The organism is Pantoea stewartii subsp. stewartii (assembly GCF_008801695.1).
In the GTDB taxonomy this organism is placed as follows: domain Bacteria; phylum Pseudomonadota; class Gammaproteobacteria; order Enterobacterales; family Enterobacteriaceae; genus Pantoea; species Pantoea stewartii.
In genome coordinates this window covers 1-13,908 of sequence record NZ_VZPF01000100.1, presented here as the reverse complement: position 1 = coordinate 13,908, position 13,908 = coordinate 1, and the positions used below count along the sequence as shown (strand labels likewise).

Sequence of the window (13,908 nt, the reverse complement as noted above, 5' to 3'; positions counted from 1 at the left end):
GCGGAGAACGTGCGGCGATCCTCTACTCTCTGATCGTCACCTGCCGGCTTAACGGCGTTGACCCCGAGACGTGGTTGCGTTACGTCATCGGTCATATACAGGACTGGCCGGTGAACCGGGTCCGCGATCTGCTGCCATGGAAGGTCGAGCTTCCCTCTGCCTGAACGTCAATACGGTCTGAATGCGACGCTTACACTCTTTACGTACAATGTCCAGCGGTATATTGCTGTCGGCACTGCGCGCAGGGCAGGGCGCCAGGGTGTGATGTGATTATTTTCGTCCGGGAGACAAAATCGTATCGGCTGAAATTCTATACTCTCACTGTGAACGCCGTACTGATTTTGCATAAATCCCGGAGGAACCCTGAATGGAAACGCCTCTTTCACCCGTAAAACACCCAAAACGCGCTCTGATCGCGGGTGCGGTAGGCAACTTTATCGAATGGTATGAATTTGCCATCTACGGTTTCCTCGCCACAATTATTGCGCACAATTTTTTTCAGCTTCAGGGCGAGTCAGCGCTGAGTGGTCTGATCCTGACCTGGGCGTCCTTTGCCATTGCGTTCTTTTTTCGCCCCCTTGGCGCCCTGGTGTTTGGCCGACTGGGCGACCGCCTGGGCCGCAAGCCTGTCCTGATTACCGTCCTGATATTGATGACGCTGGCGACCACCGCTATCGGGTTAATTCCCACCTATGCGACGGCGGGCATTCTCGCGCCCGTGCTGCTTACGGCACTGCGTATCCTGCAAGGGCTATTTGCCGGCGGCGAATATGGCGGGGCGGTGGCGCTGATGACCGAATTTGCGCCGCGCGGTCAACGTGGACGCTATGGTGCCTGGCAGTCGCTGACCGTGGCGTTTGGCCTGGTTGCGCTATGGTTGCGTCTGGCAATCACAGAAACGCCGGACTTTGTACGCCAGCAACAGCAGCGCGTCAGGGCTGCACCGCGCCAGACGATAAAAATTATTTTCCTGGCGATCGCGCGCGTCATGCTGTGGTCCTCCGCAGGCTATACCTGTCTGGTGATCATGCCCGGCTATTTGCAGTCGGCGCTACATACCGGTATGAATCAGGCGCTGCTGATTGCCGTGATCGCTAATGTGGGCTTCGCATTGACAATTATCCCGGCGGGCATCGTCAGTGATCGCGTTGGTCGGCGTCGTGTCATGGTTAGCGCCAGCGTACTCCTGCTACTTATGGCGATGCCGCTATTAAAAATAGTGCAGGCGGATGGCGTGAGTTTGCTGCTAAAAGCGCTGGTGGTGCTGATAGCGGGGGGACTGGTTGGTTTGCTCGCCGGGCCGGGGCCTGCGATGCTGTCGGAAATGTTTCCAACAACGGTACGTTATACCGGGCTGGGTGTCGCCTATGCGTTATCCAATGCGGTGTTTTCCGGCTGTGCGGGTTTAATTATTACAGGGTTGATTAAGCAGACGGGCAATCTGGATATTCCGGCCTGGTATATGATGGCAACGGCACTGGTTTCCATCCCGGCCCTGATGACACTCAATAAAGACGACCACACGCGGGAGCTGACATAAAGGAAAAACGGGAGCAAACGCCCCCGTTTTGAACTTACTTACGACCGAGCAGGAAGCCCAGTACGACGCCCACACCGGCCGCGACCGCCAGACCCGCAAACGGGTTAGACTGCATCTGATCTTTGATGCAATCGGCGGCATCGCGTGCGGCATAGGATGCCTGATTGGTGTAGCGGCGGGCTGCACCACGGGCGCGGTGACGCGGCGAATCGGTGACTTCACCCCATTGTTGCTCTGCGGCACCGGCGACTTCTTTTACGGCATCTTCAATTTTTCCTGACATGCTTCATCTCCTTGGTTATCACAGTCATTTAAAGCGTAGCAAACCTTCGCCACTGTGCTGCGTTTAGACGCATTAATCGTCTGTCAGGGAGGAATTGACCAGATGAAAACTCCGCCTGGTGATGGCCATCGGACTGGCGGAAGGCGCGGAGAGACGGGCATGAAGCGGACAGGGCGCGTTAACGCCACCACGCGAAGGGCCCGGCGAGGAAAATTATTACCAGCTGTTTCACCTGACGGGATGAAGTGGATGGGATCGCGTGTTGGGATACCAGCTCACCAGAAAATGCCGCAGATGGTCAAAGCACCACTCGGCATCCTCGGCCTGCTGGCAGTAATACTGAATCGTGATTTTTTCATAATGGCGCTGGCGTTGCTGTAGCGGTGACCAGCCCCAGTCAAGTACACAACGGGCAAAGTTCACCAGCGTGTCGGTTGCCAGCGTGTGCTGCTGCTCTTGTTCCTTCAGATAGTCATAAAAGGCGGCTTCTAGCTGGAGTGCCTCCTTGTGAGAACAGTGAAGGAATTCGGGCCGAAAGGCGATATCAATGAATCCGCATACCGCGTTTTCCTGCTGCTGCCAGTCGCAGGCCAGGGTCATCAACAGGCCTTCCTGCAGATTCACCTCTTCCAGTAAACGTTGCAGGTTAGGGGAGTGACGAATCACGGCGATCTCGTTCAGCCGTTCTGTCTCCAGGGTCAGGTCAATACCGCAGGGATTAACGGAGCCATCTGCATTGCGGGTAGCAGGGAACGGGAAATCAATATAACCGTTGTTATCCAGCCGTTTTTCCATGATGAGCCTGACCTGTCGCTTGACGTTTCCTGACACTATATCACGCAGTGTCAGGATTGCCCGCTTTACGGACAGGTCCAGGTAATCATGGTGTCCTGATAAGGGTTGATCAGACGAAACTGTTTATCGGACAGGCGTTGGGCGTAGTAACCTTCAGACGTCACCGCAGAGGGGACATACTGAAAGCGATCCAGCGACTGAAGCGGCCCGCTCTGCACGTTTACGCTATCCCGACTGACGCTGAACGCGGTGACCAGATCGAATACCGTTCCCTGCGTTTGCCCCAGTGACTGACCGTAAATTGTGCTGACGTCGCCCGGACACTCCACGCCTTTCGGCGAAGAGGAACAGCCTGAGAGCAGTGCCATAAAAATGAAAAATCCTGGTCGCAACATAGCCTGCTCCTGCCCCGGTCCATAGAATGAATGATCGATTTTAGCCTGAAACGCGACAAATAACATGATCATAGCGTTTACGCGCGCCGGGTTGATTTGCTGTTTGTTCAATCGTTAAGCAGTGGGAATGTAAAAGATGACTTTCGGTGCAAATAAACGTTATTCTTGCCATCTTTGCGCGTCGCTTAAGCAAATTCAGGGATAAAAGATGAAAGAAGAAGAAGCCAGTCTAATGATTATTCGCCATGCCATCGATGCGCTGGACGCAGAGAAAAGGCAGCAGGTGATTGCCTGTGCGGCAGAAATCCGCGATGTCATGAGCAGTTTCGACAACGAACCTGCCGGTCTGGCCTTGATGCTGGTCGCGGCGGAGGTTGCGGCAGAGTAAGTTTCATTCGTCGCGCCTGGTATCCGCATGCGCGAGTGTCATCCCGCTGGCGGCAGCCAGTCACGCGTCTCTTACGGCCTGATGTGCCGTTTTTTATTGCGCGGTCGCGCTCACCGCGCGATGCTTTACCCCTGCTTACAGCGTCTTAGCGCCACCTGACATGTGGCCGCCCTTATTTTCAGTGGAGGAATCAGATGAAAGCAGCCCGTCTTGCCCTGTGCCTGATCGCCGGTTTCAGCGCATCCGCATGGAGCGAAAGTGAGTTTCAGATCCAGTGTCCCGGACGTCCCGTTATGACCGTCTCGCGGGAGTAATATGGGCTCAGCACGCTCTACTGGCCGAAACAGCATTTCCAGATTGCCGCAGGCCAGCTGCAAACCCGCACGGATAACGGCGACAAGGTCGCGATTACACGTTTTCGCAACGGCGATCAGTTGATTGTGAACAAAAGCAACCTCGACACCTTCTTTGTCTACCATGACAGCGACGATCTGATCCCGTGCCGCCGTACCACGACGCGTGAGGTCGATGCGCTGAGCCTTGAGCGCTACGATGATCGCCAGCGCAACGACTCCTGACCCGCAGCGATAAGGAAGATAAATGCAGATTACCCTGACTGACACGGTGAGCAGTAAGGATCTGGATGAAATCCGGCTGGGCCTGAATGCCTGGAACAGTCAGTTTTACGATGCTGACCTGATTAAACCCCTTGGGCTGTTCATCTGCGATGCGCAGGGCAGGAAACTGGCCGGATTGACTGGCACGACCACCGGCAACTGGCTACGCATTGATTTACTCTGGGTCGCACAGGCGCTGCGTGGGCAAGGCACCGGTCGCCAGTTGGTCCTGGCGGCTGAGCAGGAAGCCCGCCAGCGCGGCTGCCGTTTTGCACAGGTGGATACCGGCAGCTTTCAGGCAAAGCCGTTTTACGAAAAGCTGGGTTACCGTGTCCGGCTGACGCTGGGCGAGTACATTATGCATCATCAGCGTCACTATCTGACGAAAACGCTATGCTGAGGGCAGCGCCTGCTGCCGCAAATCCAGCGGGTGCTGCTCAGCCTCATCAATCGCGGCCAGCCAGCAGGGCAGTGTAACCTTTTGCCAGGACAGATGACCACGCGTGGTGCTCATCAGCACCACATCGGGACGCAGGCTACGGTAAAGCTCCAGCGACGCCGCCAGTTCGGCAGGATTGCTGTCGGCTACCAACACCGTTACCCAGCGGTCATGATCACGCGTCAGCGTATCCCCGACAAATAAATAGGTCGGCCCCTGCGGCGAATGGTAGAGGTAGCTGCAGCTGCCGGGCGTATGGCCGGGCGTGGGCAACAGATGAAAATCACCGAAATGAGTTTCCTGCTGGGTAAAAGTATCGTCCGGCTCCACAAAGCGGCTGATTTGCCCGAGCGAGCGGCTGTGACAGTACAGCGCGCTGCTAAAACGCTTCTGGATTACCGCTGCGCCCGGTGCAGACTCATGCCAGTGAGTAAGATAATGGCGAATCACGCCGTTCTCATCGGCCAGCACTTCATGATCGAGCGGATTTTCCACCCGGCCAATCAGTAAATTACCGCGCGGATGGCGCAGTAAAAACCCATGCATCATGATATCGACGGCATCGTCTTCCGGAAACTCCGGCGTAGAGATCCACAAATCGTCATACAGCGGCTTCAATGTCGATCTCCTGCAACTCCAGTTATGTGCGCAATACGGGATGCCCGCTTGCCTGTAAACTGACCTGTCCCTGATGTACCGCTAAGGTCGCCCTGGCACCCAACGGCAGGGTCACGGTGTCAGGGCCGTGACCGAAATCCAGATCGCTGATAACGGGCAGACCGCTCAGATCGCGGAGGTACTGCCAGACCGTGGCGAAGTCAAACCCGTTATCGTAGTCGGACAAGGCGGTGCTGGTGAAACTGCCGGTGATAATCGCCCGTTGCTGCGCCAGAATCCCACACTGGTGGAGCTGCAGCAGCATACGTTCAATCCGGAACGGATGCTCATTCACATCCTCAATCACCAGAATGCCGTCTGTGATGGCCGGCATCCACGGCGTACCGATAAGCGAGCTGATCATCGCCAGGTTTCCTCCCCATAACGTACCGTGCCAGGTACCGTTATCGGGCGTGTCACTTTTCCAGTTCACACTGACTGTAGGTGATGTCAGCGCCTGCCAAAAGTGCTGCAGGGTAAATTCGGATAAAACCGCAGCGCCAAAGTTGCCCGCCAGCATCGGCCCACTGAAGCTGATTATTCCGGCGTGTTGCAGTAAGGCCAGTTGAATCACGGTGAAGTCGCTGTGGCCACACAGTGCCAGCGGCTGGTCCGCTAAGCGGCGCTGTAACGCGGCATAGTTGATTGAGGGCAGCAGGCGCGTGGCACCGTAGCCGCCGCGCACTGCCAGCACAATATCAGGTAAGGTCGCCAGATCGGCCAGCGCATTGATATCGTCTAAGCGTTCCGAATCCGTACCGGCAAAACGTTGAAAACGCCGTGCGATTGCCCCCGTATTTTCAACCTGGTGCCCCGCTGCGCGCAGGCGTTCAACCCCCAGATGGGCTGCAGGCTGATTGTGGCAATAACCTGAAGGGGCGATAAGACGGATTGAACGTGACGTCATAGTAAATTCCTGAAATTAGTCAGTGACAGACGTCACGATAATGACGAAAAAGTGCCAATAAGTCATCCGACTACTGTAATTAGGATAAACGGTAATTTTGCAATTTACCCTGCCAGGTATGATAGCTTCCGCCACTTCTGCGACGAGATAAAAAATTGCTTAAAATTCGCTACTTTGTCATTTCAGCATTATTGCTGACAGGCTGTGCCAGTGAACCGCCGCATACGTATGTTAAAGAGAAGAATACACCGCTGACGCAGGCACCGCCGTCGCGTATTTCGGGCACATGGTCACTCTTTACCGAAAGCGCGGCCAGCCAGTACGGGGTGGATGAGAAACTGATTAGCGCAATTATTAATGTGGAATCCGGAGGAAATCCGGGCGTGGTCAGCCGTTCGAATGCTGTCGGGCTGATGCAAATCAAAGCGGCAACGGCCGGACGTGAAGTGTACCGCACCCAGGGGCGCCGGGGTCAACCGACCACCGCTGAGTTACGCGATCCCGCCAGGAATATTGAGATCGGCACCGCCTATATCAAAATCCTCCAGCAGTCTGCGCTGTCCGGCATCCGCGATCCACTCACGCTGCGTTATGCCACGATTGTTTCTTACGCTAACGGTGCCGGGGCATTGCTTCGCACGTTCTCGCGCGATCGTGACCGCGCGATTGCCATGATTAACGCCATGACGCCGGACGAATTCTACCAGCACGTGCAGAACAAGCATCCGGCGGCTCAGGCACCGCGTTACTTATGGAAAGTCACCACGGCCTACCGGGCTATCAGCTGAGTCGCGTTTTTTCTCCTCACCTGACAGAAGGTGAGGAGAAAACACTTAACCCACCAGCAGCCGGGCCGTCGGATAATCGACGATCAGCACATTGACATAACCGCCGCGCAGGGCTCCGCGAATCGCCTGGGCCTTCTCTTTGCCACCCGCCAGCGCCACCACCTGCGAACACTGTCTAACCTGTTCCAGTTCCATACCAATCACCGGATCTTCGTCGGCCTGCAGCACGGGCTGGCCCTGTTCGTCAAAATAATGCAGACAGATATCGCCGACCGCACCGCGCGCTGCCAGCGTGCGCAACATGGTTGCATCGTAATAGTTACCGGAGTTGCGCAACAGGGCGGACGGTTCTAGGTCGCCGATGCCGACAATCGCCAGGTCTACTTCGCCGAACTTATTCAGCACCTCGGCCACCTCCGGATTGGCCGCCAGCCGCTGACGGTCGCTCACCGAATGTTCAATCGACTGCGAAGGCAGCAGCCAGGCCGGACAGTTCAGCAGCGCGGCCAGGTTTTGCGTCAGGATAGTCGCCTGCACGTTGCCGTTCGCCCCCACGCCGCCCAGGAGCTGAATCACCCCTTTGCATGAGGCATTCAGCGGATGCAACGCATCGACCATACAGCGAATGGTGCCGCTCCAGGAAGAGATGCCGATCAGCTCATCGGGGCGCAGTCGCGTCTCCAGATAGTGAGCCGCCGCCGATCCAATCGCCTGTTTAATTTCGCTGACAGAAGCCTGTTCTGCCACATCCACTACGATGGCCTGAGGTAACTGATAGGTTTGCTCGATCGCTTTTTCCAGTTCAGGAAAAACGTTGGCGGGGGGAACCACGCTAATTTTCACCACGCCTTCTTTCACACTGCGGGTCAGGATGCGTGAAACAAACGACTGGGACAGCTTAAGTAACTGCGCAATATCGGATTGCTTCCTGCCTTCGACATAGTAGAGCGTGGCAATTTTCACCATGAGCCGCTGTTCGTCCTGCTTCGCCATCTGTTTTTCCTCTCGTGTTCTGCCCGCCATTGTTAACCACTGACGTGAAAAGCACAATCCAGGGCAATTTGTGATCGTTTTCGCTTTTTATCACTTCGTGCATAGACGCCGTCGTTCGTCGGGTGCATAGTACTTATGAATATTCAATCATTATTGAATATATATTCATAACTGTTAAGGCTGTTGTGTTTCTGCGCGTAATAGCAGGCGATGAAAGGGTAGGTTATTGCTGTCATCACGGCGAAAGAAGGGAGAGTTGTACCCTCTCTGAATATATATTCAAGTTCGACTTAAAATACAAAGGTGAAATATGAATCCATTTACGCTTTCTGTGGATGCGCTCGAAAAAAAGGCCCGGGCCGTACGCCGCCGCATCATCCAGCTTAACGCGGGCAGTCCGGCAGGCGGGCATACCGGTGCCGATCTGTCACAGGTTGAGATTCTGACCGCGCTCTATTTTCGCATTCTGAATTGTGCACCGGATCGAACGGAAGACGATCAACGTGATATCTATATCCAGTCAAAAGGTCATGCTGTGGGAGGATACTATTGCGTACTGGCGGAAGCCGGCTATTTCCCGCTGGACTGGCTGCCTACCTATCAACATGCCGATTCTGCGTTGCCGGGCCATCCTGTACGGCAGAAAACTCCGGGCGTTGAACTCAACACCGGTGCGCTGGGTCACGGATTGCCCGTGGCGGTGGGCATTGCGCTGGCGGCGAAAAAGAGCCACAGCCCGCGCCGTGTGTTTGTGGTGACCGGCGACGGTGAGCTGGCAGAAGGCAGCAACTGGGAAGCCGCGCTGGTAGCCGCGCACTATGGCCTGGATAACCTCATCATCATAAACGACAAGAACAAGCTGCAACTGGCGGGTGCAACGCGTGACATTCTCAATACCGATCCACTGGCAGAAAAATGGCGCGCCTTTGGTCTGGAGGTCAGGGAATGCAACGGCAATGACATGGCCGCAGTGGTGAATACGCTGGAAAACCTGCCTGTGAACGGTAAGCCACAGGTCATTATCGCGCACACCGAAAAGGGCTTTGGCATCTCGTTTATTCAGGGACAAGCCGAATGGCACCATCGGGTGCCGAAAGGGGACGAGATTGCGCGGGCACTGGAGGAATTAAACGATGAGTAATGCACAACACCTGGCCAACGTCATGGTCGACGCGTTAACAGATGCCGTACATCGCGGCATCGATGTGGTGCCGGTCGTGGCGGATTCCACCTCCACCGCGAAGATTGCGCCCTTTATTGACGCTTTTCCCGGTCGTCTGGTTAACGTCGGTATTGCTGAACAGGCGCTGGTCAGCACAGCCGCTGGCCTGGCGCTGGGCGGCAAAATCGCCGTGACCTGTAACGCCGCGCCCTTTCTGATTTCGCGCGCCAATGAGCAGATCAAAATCGATGTCTGCTACAACAACACTAACGTGAAGCTGTTTGGACTGAATGCCGGAGCCAGCTATGGTCCGCTTGCCAGCACCCATCACAGCATCGATGACATCGCCGTTATGCGTGGATTCGGCAATATCGAAATTTATGCGCCCGCCTGTCCAGTCGAGTGCCGCCAAATTATCGACTATGCGCTTGACCACAGGGGGCCGGTTTATATCCGGCTGGACGGCAAAGCGCTGCCGTCGTTGCACGACGAAAATTACCGCTTCCGGCCCGGTCAGATTGACCGGCTGCGAGAAGGCCACGATATTGCTCTTGTTGCCATGGGCTCGACGGTACATGAAGCCGTGACCGCCGCAGAGCAACTGGAAAAGCAGGGCGTTTCTGCTGCCGTGATTTCGGTTCCGTCCATTCGCCCCTGTAATACGCAGCAGCTGCACAATCTGCTCAGCCACTTCCGCGCCGTGATTACGGTGGAAGAGCATAACATTAATGGCGGCGTAGGCAGCCTGGTGGCGGAGGTGCTGGCGGAATACGGCTTGCCGGTTAAGCTTCTGCGGCTGGGGATTGCCAACGGCGAATATGCCATAGCCGGCGATCGGGCCGCCACGCGCGCGCACCATGGCATTGATGCCAGCAGCATCGCCGCGCAGGCGTTACGCCTCTGTGCAGGAGGCTGACGATGCGGGAGTCGGTGATTCTGGCCATTGATGAAGGCACCACCAATGCCAAAGCGGTCGCTGTCGATCGAAAGGGACGCATGGTGGCGCGCGGCAGTCACGGTTTAACGTTACAACATCCGCAACCCGGCCTGGCAGAACAGGATCCCCAGGCGATATGGTCAGCCGTCAGGCAGGCCATCATCGACTGCCTGGCGCAGTGCGACGGAGCAAGCGTGGCAGGGGTGGCTATCAGTAACCAGCGCGAATCCGTACTGATCTGGCAGCGCCGCGATGGCGTGCCGTTAACGCCGCTGGTGAGCTGGCAGGATCGTCGGTCAGAATCGTTTTGCCGGGATTTACAGCAGTCGGGCAGCGCCGCGCGCATCAGTGCTCTGACGGGTCTGGCGGTCGATCCGATGTTCCCGGCCGCCAAACTGACCGGTATGCTGGCAGCCATACCGGACGGTTTCGCCCGGGCAGCGGCGGGGGAACTGTGCATCGGCACCGTGGACAGCTGGCTGACCTGGCAACTGACGGCGGGCACGACATTTGTGACCGATCATGCCAATGCCGCGCGCACGCAGCTTTACAGCCTGCACCGCAATGACTGGGACGATGAACTGCTGTCACTGTTCAGCCTGCCGCGTGCGGCGCTGCCACAGATTACCGCGTCGGCGAGCGTGGCAGGCATGATACGCGTGAGCGATATACCGGGACTCGCACCCGGCACACCGATCCTGGCGCGCATCGGCGATTCTCATGCCGCGCTTTATGCTCAGCGACGCGGCACGGCGGAAGTGGTCAAAGCCACTTACGGCACCGGATCATCGCTGATGATGTCGATGGCCACGCCGCTGCTGACCGATAACGGGCTCAGCACCACCGTTGCCTGGCACGACGGCCAGGCGCGCTTTGCCTTTGAAGGTAATATCACGCACACCGGGTCCGGTGCCGCCTGGCTGGGGACGATGCTGGGCATTCACGATCCCCGGCAACTTACGGCACTGGCTGAAGGCTGTGATGATAATCAGGGCTGCTATTTTGTTCCGGCGCTGTCGGGGCTGGGGGCGCCGTGGTGGGATCTCAAGGCCAGAGGCCTGATCTGTGGCCTGACCGATGCGGCCACGCCCGCCGTACTGGCGCGGGTGGCGCTGGAATCCATCTGCTGGCAGATTGCTGACGTGTTTTTTGCCATGGAAGAGGACTGCGGCACAGCGCTTCCGGCCTTGTGCGTTGACGACAGCGCCACGCAAAACCCCTGGCTGATGCAGTTTCAGGCCGACGTATTGCAACGTCCGCTGCACTGCGCGCCGACCGCCGAAGCCTCTGCGCTGGGGGCGGCACTGCTGGCAGGAAAAGGGCTGGGATGGTGGCATCAGGGCGACGATATGCTGGCCTTGCAGGGCGGGCCGATCATCATGCCGCGCACCCATCTGGCGCAGCACATGCAGGATAACTATCGGGGCTGGAAAAACGCGGTGACCCGCTGTCGCTATCAGCCACAATGAACGGAAAATGAGGGCCAGACTGTAACAGCCAGCCCTCAGTACAGCGAGGTTAACGACTGACGCGTTGCGGGACAGTCTCTTCATCGTCCGGCACCGGTTTAAGATCGACCGGCGGTAAACTTCCGCCGCTGAATTCAACCTGACGGATCGGAAAGGCAAAGCGAATATTGCGTTCTTCCAGCGCCGCCATCAGTTGCAGGTTAATCTCCTGCTGAATATCCATGTAGACGTTGTAGTCGGCGCTCAGCACAAAGTAGACCACTTCAAAGGTCAGCTTCGAGTCATCGAAGGCCAGAAAATGGGCGCGGTCAAAGCGCGTCATTTCAATACCCTGAATGATGGTTTTCACCAGTTCGCTGATTTCTCGCACCTGCTCAGACGGCGTGGCGTAGCTGATACCGAATGTAAACACCAGACGACGTTGCTGCATCCGCTTGTAGTTATGAATCGTCTGCTGCAACAAAATGGTATTGGAACAGACGATCTGCTCACCGCTCAGGCTACGCAGTCGCGTGGTTTTCAGGCCAATATGCTCAATAGTGCCGGCAATATCGCCAAATACGATAAAATCGCCGTGCTCAATAGGCTTATCAAAGCCAATCGCCAGGGAAGCAAACACATCACTCAGAACGGTCTGAATCGCCAGGGCGATGGCAATACCGCCCACGCCCAGGCTGGCTACCAGCGCCGTGATGTCGATGCCCATATTCGACAGAATCGCCAGCAGCATCATGACCCACACCACGACCCGCAACAGAATGCCCAGAATGACGGTGGTCACCGGATTGCGCACGTGAAGCGGATCGCGCAGCAGGCTTTTTAACCACAGGCGAATGCCGCAGTCGATCCACAACGCCAGTTGCACAATCAGCGCCAGAAACCAGCTGTGAGAAACCGTCGAGCGCCACGAGTCGGGCAAATCGATGAAACGCAGGGCAATCAGCAGCGAAAAAATCAGCAACAGCAGGTGGCTGGTGCTGCGCAGTATTTCCACCAGGATGCCGGTAAATCGGACGTGGCGGTCTTCGCTGAAGTGCGCAATGCGGTTGGACACGAAACTGATCAGGCTGCGCAGCAACCAGTAAATAACGAGGGTGGCAATGATGACGATGGCGCTGTTGATCCACAGCGTTTGATTAAAAAGAATGGACTGAAAATGACGCAAACTGAGCCAGTTTTCCATTGGGGAGTGTCTCCTTGCTGGTTCCGGTTAAACGAGAAAGCAAGGAAAGCATAGCCTGGATGCGCCGCGGATGTGCGGCGCGGGAAAAGAGCGGAGGTTACTGGAAGCGTTGCGCTTTGTCGCGCGCCAGCCGCTCCAGGCTAAAAATCACCTGCTGCAACTGCCGTTCCTGATGGGGTTCGAGTGCCGTAAAACGGAAGCTCAGCCGCGGCGTAACTTTGGTTTCATTTTTACTGGTAATCATGCTGCGTTCACCAATATGCATTAACGTCGCATTGACGTTGAACTGGCCGTATTCACCCAGTTCCACCTGCAGATTTTTAAAATCGTCGCCGCTTTTCAGGCCGTCCGGCATCGCGTCGTCCACCAGCACGCCGATACCGCCTAACGATAAATCCTGTAATCGCAGTCGGGCAGCCGAGCCGTCAGGCCATGTGCAGTGACACCAGAACTGCGGGTCCATCGGTGCGCTGATGCGGAAGAATTCACGCCGCTGAATTTGCCACAGCACCTCCGGTAACGTTGCCTGAAATGCAGGCAGGCCGTCGAATTCCGTTTTCTCCAGCCCGGGTAATGCAAATTCAACCTTCGCGCCCTGGGTTTCGGCAAACACGGTAATATCGTTGCACTGCAGTGCGTAGTCGTTATCCAGATTATTACTGCCCAGATCAAAAACAATGCGGTTTTCATCCGCCGCCAGCATACGGCTGATAAACTGCCCACGTGAGAAATTCACCAGCAAAGGTGTTTGCGCCTGAAGCAGGTCTTTCATGACGCCCAGAACCGCCAGCGTGCCACGTTTGAGATAATGTTCTTTATCGGCTTCTTTCACTTGCTGGCTCCCGATGAGCAACGCTTTATCATTTATATTTATCCTGTTACTACCCGTTCGTTATCGGCTGACAATAATAAAGCTTTAACACAATAACCACTATCATAACCTTCACGCGCAGCATTTTTAAAAATTGCGACTATACTAAGCGCGTGAACCGCTTGATTAATCAGGCGATCGCCATTGACTAACCAAAAGGAAGGAGTAACAGATGGGTATTATTTCATGGATCATCTTTGGTTTAATCGCTGGTATCCTGGCGAAGTGGATCATGCCAGGCAAAGATGGTGGTGGATTCATCATTACTATTATTCTGGGTATCGTGGGTGCCGTTGTCGGTGGGTGGATCAGTACCTTCTTCGGCTTTGGCCGGGTGGACGGGTTCAACTTCGGTAGGGCTTTGTTGAATAAATCGAACTTTTGCTGAGTTGCAGGATCAGATCACGCATAATCCTGATAATGCAGGCAGTTCCGTGGCTAAGCAGAAATTCAAAATCACCAACTGGTGCAACTACAACAAGGC

General features: G+C 55.9%; 17 protein-coding genes and 1 pseudogene. 10 read left to right on the top strand and 8 right to left on the bottom strand.

Features of this window, described 5'->3' with window-relative positions; all coding sequences use genetic code 11:
- Both F7Q90_RS22220 and F7Q90_RS22215 read left to right on the top strand, forming a co-directional pair.
- The coding region (locus F7Q90_RS22220; protein ID WP_151161046.1) for a transposase domain-containing protein at positions 1-164 on the top strand (164 nt) is incomplete at its 5' end.
- Positions 165-367: 203 nt separating this feature from the next.
- Positions 368-1,540: an MFS transporter gene (locus F7Q90_RS22215; RefSeq protein ID WP_006119722.1), complete on the top strand. Its 1,173-nt coding sequence runs from the start codon at positions 368-370 to the stop codon at positions 1,538-1,540.
- A gap of 34 nt (positions 1,541-1,574) precedes the next feature.
- Here the strand turns inward: F7Q90_RS22215 and F7Q90_RS22210 are convergent, their stop codons facing one another.
- The 3 genes from F7Q90_RS22210 to F7Q90_RS22200 all read right to left on the bottom strand — a co-directional run bounded on the left by F7Q90_RS22210 (position 1,575) and on the right by F7Q90_RS22200 (position 3,013).
- Positions 1,575-1,823, bottom strand: a complete 249-nt coding sequence (locus F7Q90_RS22210) for a glycine zipper domain-containing protein (RefSeq protein ID WP_006119721.1) — start codon at positions 1,821-1,823, stop codon at positions 1,575-1,577.
- A gap of 228 nt (positions 1,824-2,051) precedes the next feature.
- Positions 2,052-2,618 carry a hypothetical protein gene (locus F7Q90_RS22205; protein ID WP_006119720.1) on the bottom strand — a complete coding sequence of 189 codons (567 nt, stop codon included), beginning with the start codon at positions 2,616-2,618 and terminating at the stop codon, positions 2,052-2,054.
- A gap of 65 nt (positions 2,619-2,683) precedes the next feature.
- Entirely contained in the window at positions 2,684-3,013 is a 330-nt protein-coding gene (locus tag F7Q90_RS22200) for a hypothetical protein (protein WP_006119719.1), read from the bottom strand.
- A gap of 208 nt (positions 3,014-3,221) precedes the next feature.
- On the opposite strand from F7Q90_RS22200, the gene F7Q90_RS22195 reads away from it, so the two are divergent.
- The 3 genes and pseudogenes from F7Q90_RS22195 to F7Q90_RS22185 all read left to right on the top strand — a co-directional run bounded on the left by F7Q90_RS22195 (position 3,222) and on the right by F7Q90_RS22185 (position 4,418).
- Entirely contained in the window at positions 3,222-3,401 is a 180-nt protein-coding gene (locus tag F7Q90_RS22195; RefSeq protein WP_006119718.1) for a hypothetical protein, read from the top strand.
- Positions 3,402-3,595: 194 nt separating this feature from the next.
- Positions 3,596-3,979, top strand: a pseudogene (locus F7Q90_RS22190) (hypothetical protein).
- Between the two features lie 22 nt (positions 3,980-4,001).
- Positions 4,002-4,418, top strand: coding sequence for a GNAT family N-acetyltransferase (locus F7Q90_RS22185; protein WP_006119715.1), 417 nt, complete (start codon positions 4,002-4,004; stop codon positions 4,416-4,418).
- On the opposite strand, the gene F7Q90_RS22180 is transcribed toward F7Q90_RS22185, so the two are convergent.
- Positions 4,410-5,075, bottom strand: a complete 666-nt coding sequence (locus tag F7Q90_RS22180; RefSeq protein ID WP_006119714.1) for an MBL fold metallo-hydrolase — start codon at positions 5,073-5,075, stop codon at positions 4,410-4,412. The genes F7Q90_RS22185 and F7Q90_RS22180 overlap by 9 nt on opposite strands.
- A 22-nt stretch (positions 5,076-5,097) precedes the next feature.
- The gene (gene ldcA / locus F7Q90_RS22175) at positions 5,098-6,021 is read right to left on the bottom strand and encodes a muramoyltetrapeptide carboxypeptidase (protein WP_006119713.1); all 924 of its coding nucleotides are present in this window, start codon (positions 6,019-6,021) and stop codon (positions 5,098-5,100) included.
- 155 nt (positions 6,022-6,176) lie between these two features.
- On the opposite strand from ldcA, the gene emtA reads away from it, so the two are divergent.
- The gene (gene emtA, locus F7Q90_RS22170; protein ID WP_006119712.1) at positions 6,177-6,809 is read left to right on the top strand and encodes a membrane-bound lytic murein transglycosylase EmtA; all 633 of its coding nucleotides are present in this window, start codon (positions 6,177-6,179) and stop codon (positions 6,807-6,809) included.
- Positions 6,810-6,854: 45 nt separating this feature from the next.
- Here emtA and F7Q90_RS22165 read toward each other — a convergent pair whose 3' ends face one another.
- Entirely contained in the window at positions 6,855-7,802 is a 948-nt protein-coding gene (locus F7Q90_RS22165) for a sugar-binding transcriptional regulator (RefSeq protein ID WP_006119711.1), read from the bottom strand.
- 310 nt (positions 7,803-8,112) lie between these two features.
- Between F7Q90_RS22165 and F7Q90_RS22160 the strand changes: the two genes are divergently transcribed.
- The 3 genes from F7Q90_RS22160 to F7Q90_RS22150 are packed head-to-tail and all read left to right on the top strand — an operon-like array spanning position 8,113 to position 11,370.
- Positions 8,113-8,943: a transketolase gene (locus F7Q90_RS22160; RefSeq protein ID WP_006119710.1), complete on the top strand. Its 831-nt coding sequence runs from the start codon at positions 8,113-8,115 to the stop codon at positions 8,941-8,943.
- Positions 8,936-9,880, top strand: coding sequence for a transketolase family protein (locus F7Q90_RS22155; protein WP_006119709.1), 945 nt, complete (start codon positions 8,936-8,938; stop codon positions 9,878-9,880). Before F7Q90_RS22160 ends, F7Q90_RS22155 begins: the two co-directional genes overlap by 8 nt.
- Before the next feature lie 2 nt (positions 9,881-9,882).
- Positions 9,883-11,370, top strand: coding sequence for an FGGY family carbohydrate kinase (locus F7Q90_RS22150; protein ID WP_006119708.1), 1,488 nt, complete (start codon positions 9,883-9,885; stop codon positions 11,368-11,370).
- Between the two features lie 49 nt (positions 11,371-11,419).
- On the opposite strand, the gene F7Q90_RS22145 is transcribed toward F7Q90_RS22150, so the two are convergent.
- Complete coding sequence (locus F7Q90_RS22145; RefSeq protein WP_006119707.1) at positions 11,420-12,553, bottom strand: mechanosensitive ion channel family protein; 1,134 nt, start codon at positions 12,551-12,553, stop codon at positions 11,420-11,422.
- A 97-nt stretch (positions 12,554-12,650) separates the two neighbouring features.
- A complete protein-coding gene (locus F7Q90_RS22140; protein ID WP_006119706.1) occupies positions 12,651-13,385 on the bottom strand; it encodes a flagellar brake protein in 735 nt (244 codons plus the stop codon).
- A 211-nt stretch (positions 13,386-13,596) separates the two neighbouring features.
- Here F7Q90_RS22140 and F7Q90_RS22135 point away from each other — a divergent pair, with 211 nt between their 5' ends.
- Complete coding sequence (locus tag F7Q90_RS22135; RefSeq protein WP_044242136.1) at positions 13,597-13,812, top strand: GlsB/YeaQ/YmgE family stress response membrane protein; 216 nt, start codon at positions 13,597-13,599, stop codon at positions 13,810-13,812.
- The last annotated feature ends 96 nt before the right edge of the window (positions 13,813-13,908 follow it).

What these genes read in the sequence shown, in the direction of transcription:
- F7Q90_RS22215 (WP_006119722.1), top strand. Translation starts at nt 368, where the DNA reads ATGGAAACGCCTCTTTCACCCGTAAAACACCCAAAACGCGCTCTGATC.
- F7Q90_RS22210 (WP_006119721.1), bottom strand. Translation starts at nt 1,823, where the DNA reads ATGTCAGGAAAAATTGAAGATGCCGTAAAAGAAGTCGCCGGTGCCGCA.
- F7Q90_RS22205 (WP_006119720.1), bottom strand. Translation starts at nt 2,618, where the DNA reads ATGGAAAAACGGCTGGATAACAACGGTTATATTGATTTCCCGTTCCCT.
- F7Q90_RS22200 (WP_006119719.1), bottom strand. Translation starts at nt 3,013, where the DNA reads ATGTTGCGACCAGGATTTTTCATTTTTATGGCACTGCTCTCAGGCTGT.
- F7Q90_RS22195 (WP_006119718.1), top strand. Translation starts at nt 3,222, where the DNA reads ATGAAAGAAGAAGAAGCCAGTCTAATGATTATTCGCCATGCCATCGAT.
- F7Q90_RS22185 (WP_006119715.1), top strand. Translation starts at nt 4,002, where the DNA reads ATGCAGATTACCCTGACTGACACGGTGAGCAGTAAGGATCTGGATGAA.
- ldcA (WP_006119713.1), bottom strand. Translation starts at nt 6,021, where the DNA reads ATGACGTCACGTTCAATCCGTCTTATCGCCCCTTCAGGTTATTGCCAC.
- F7Q90_RS22165 (WP_006119711.1), bottom strand. Translation starts at nt 7,802, where the DNA reads ATGGCGAAGCAGGACGAACAGCGGCTCATGGTGAAAATTGCCACGCTC.
- F7Q90_RS22160 (WP_006119710.1), top strand. Translation starts at nt 8,113, where the DNA reads ATGAATCCATTTACGCTTTCTGTGGATGCGCTCGAAAAAAAGGCCCGG.
- F7Q90_RS22155 (WP_006119709.1), top strand. Translation starts at nt 8,936, where the DNA reads ATGAGTAATGCACAACACCTGGCCAACGTCATGGTCGACGCGTTAACA.
- F7Q90_RS22150 (WP_006119708.1), top strand. Translation starts at nt 9,883, where the DNA reads ATGCGGGAGTCGGTGATTCTGGCCATTGATGAAGGCACCACCAATGCC.
- F7Q90_RS22145 (WP_006119707.1), bottom strand. Translation starts at nt 12,553, where the DNA reads ATGGAAAACTGGCTCAGTTTGCGTCATTTTCAGTCCATTCTTTTTAAT.
- F7Q90_RS22135 (WP_044242136.1), top strand. Translation starts at nt 13,597, where the DNA reads ATGGGTATTATTTCATGGATCATCTTTGGTTTAATCGCTGGTATCCTG.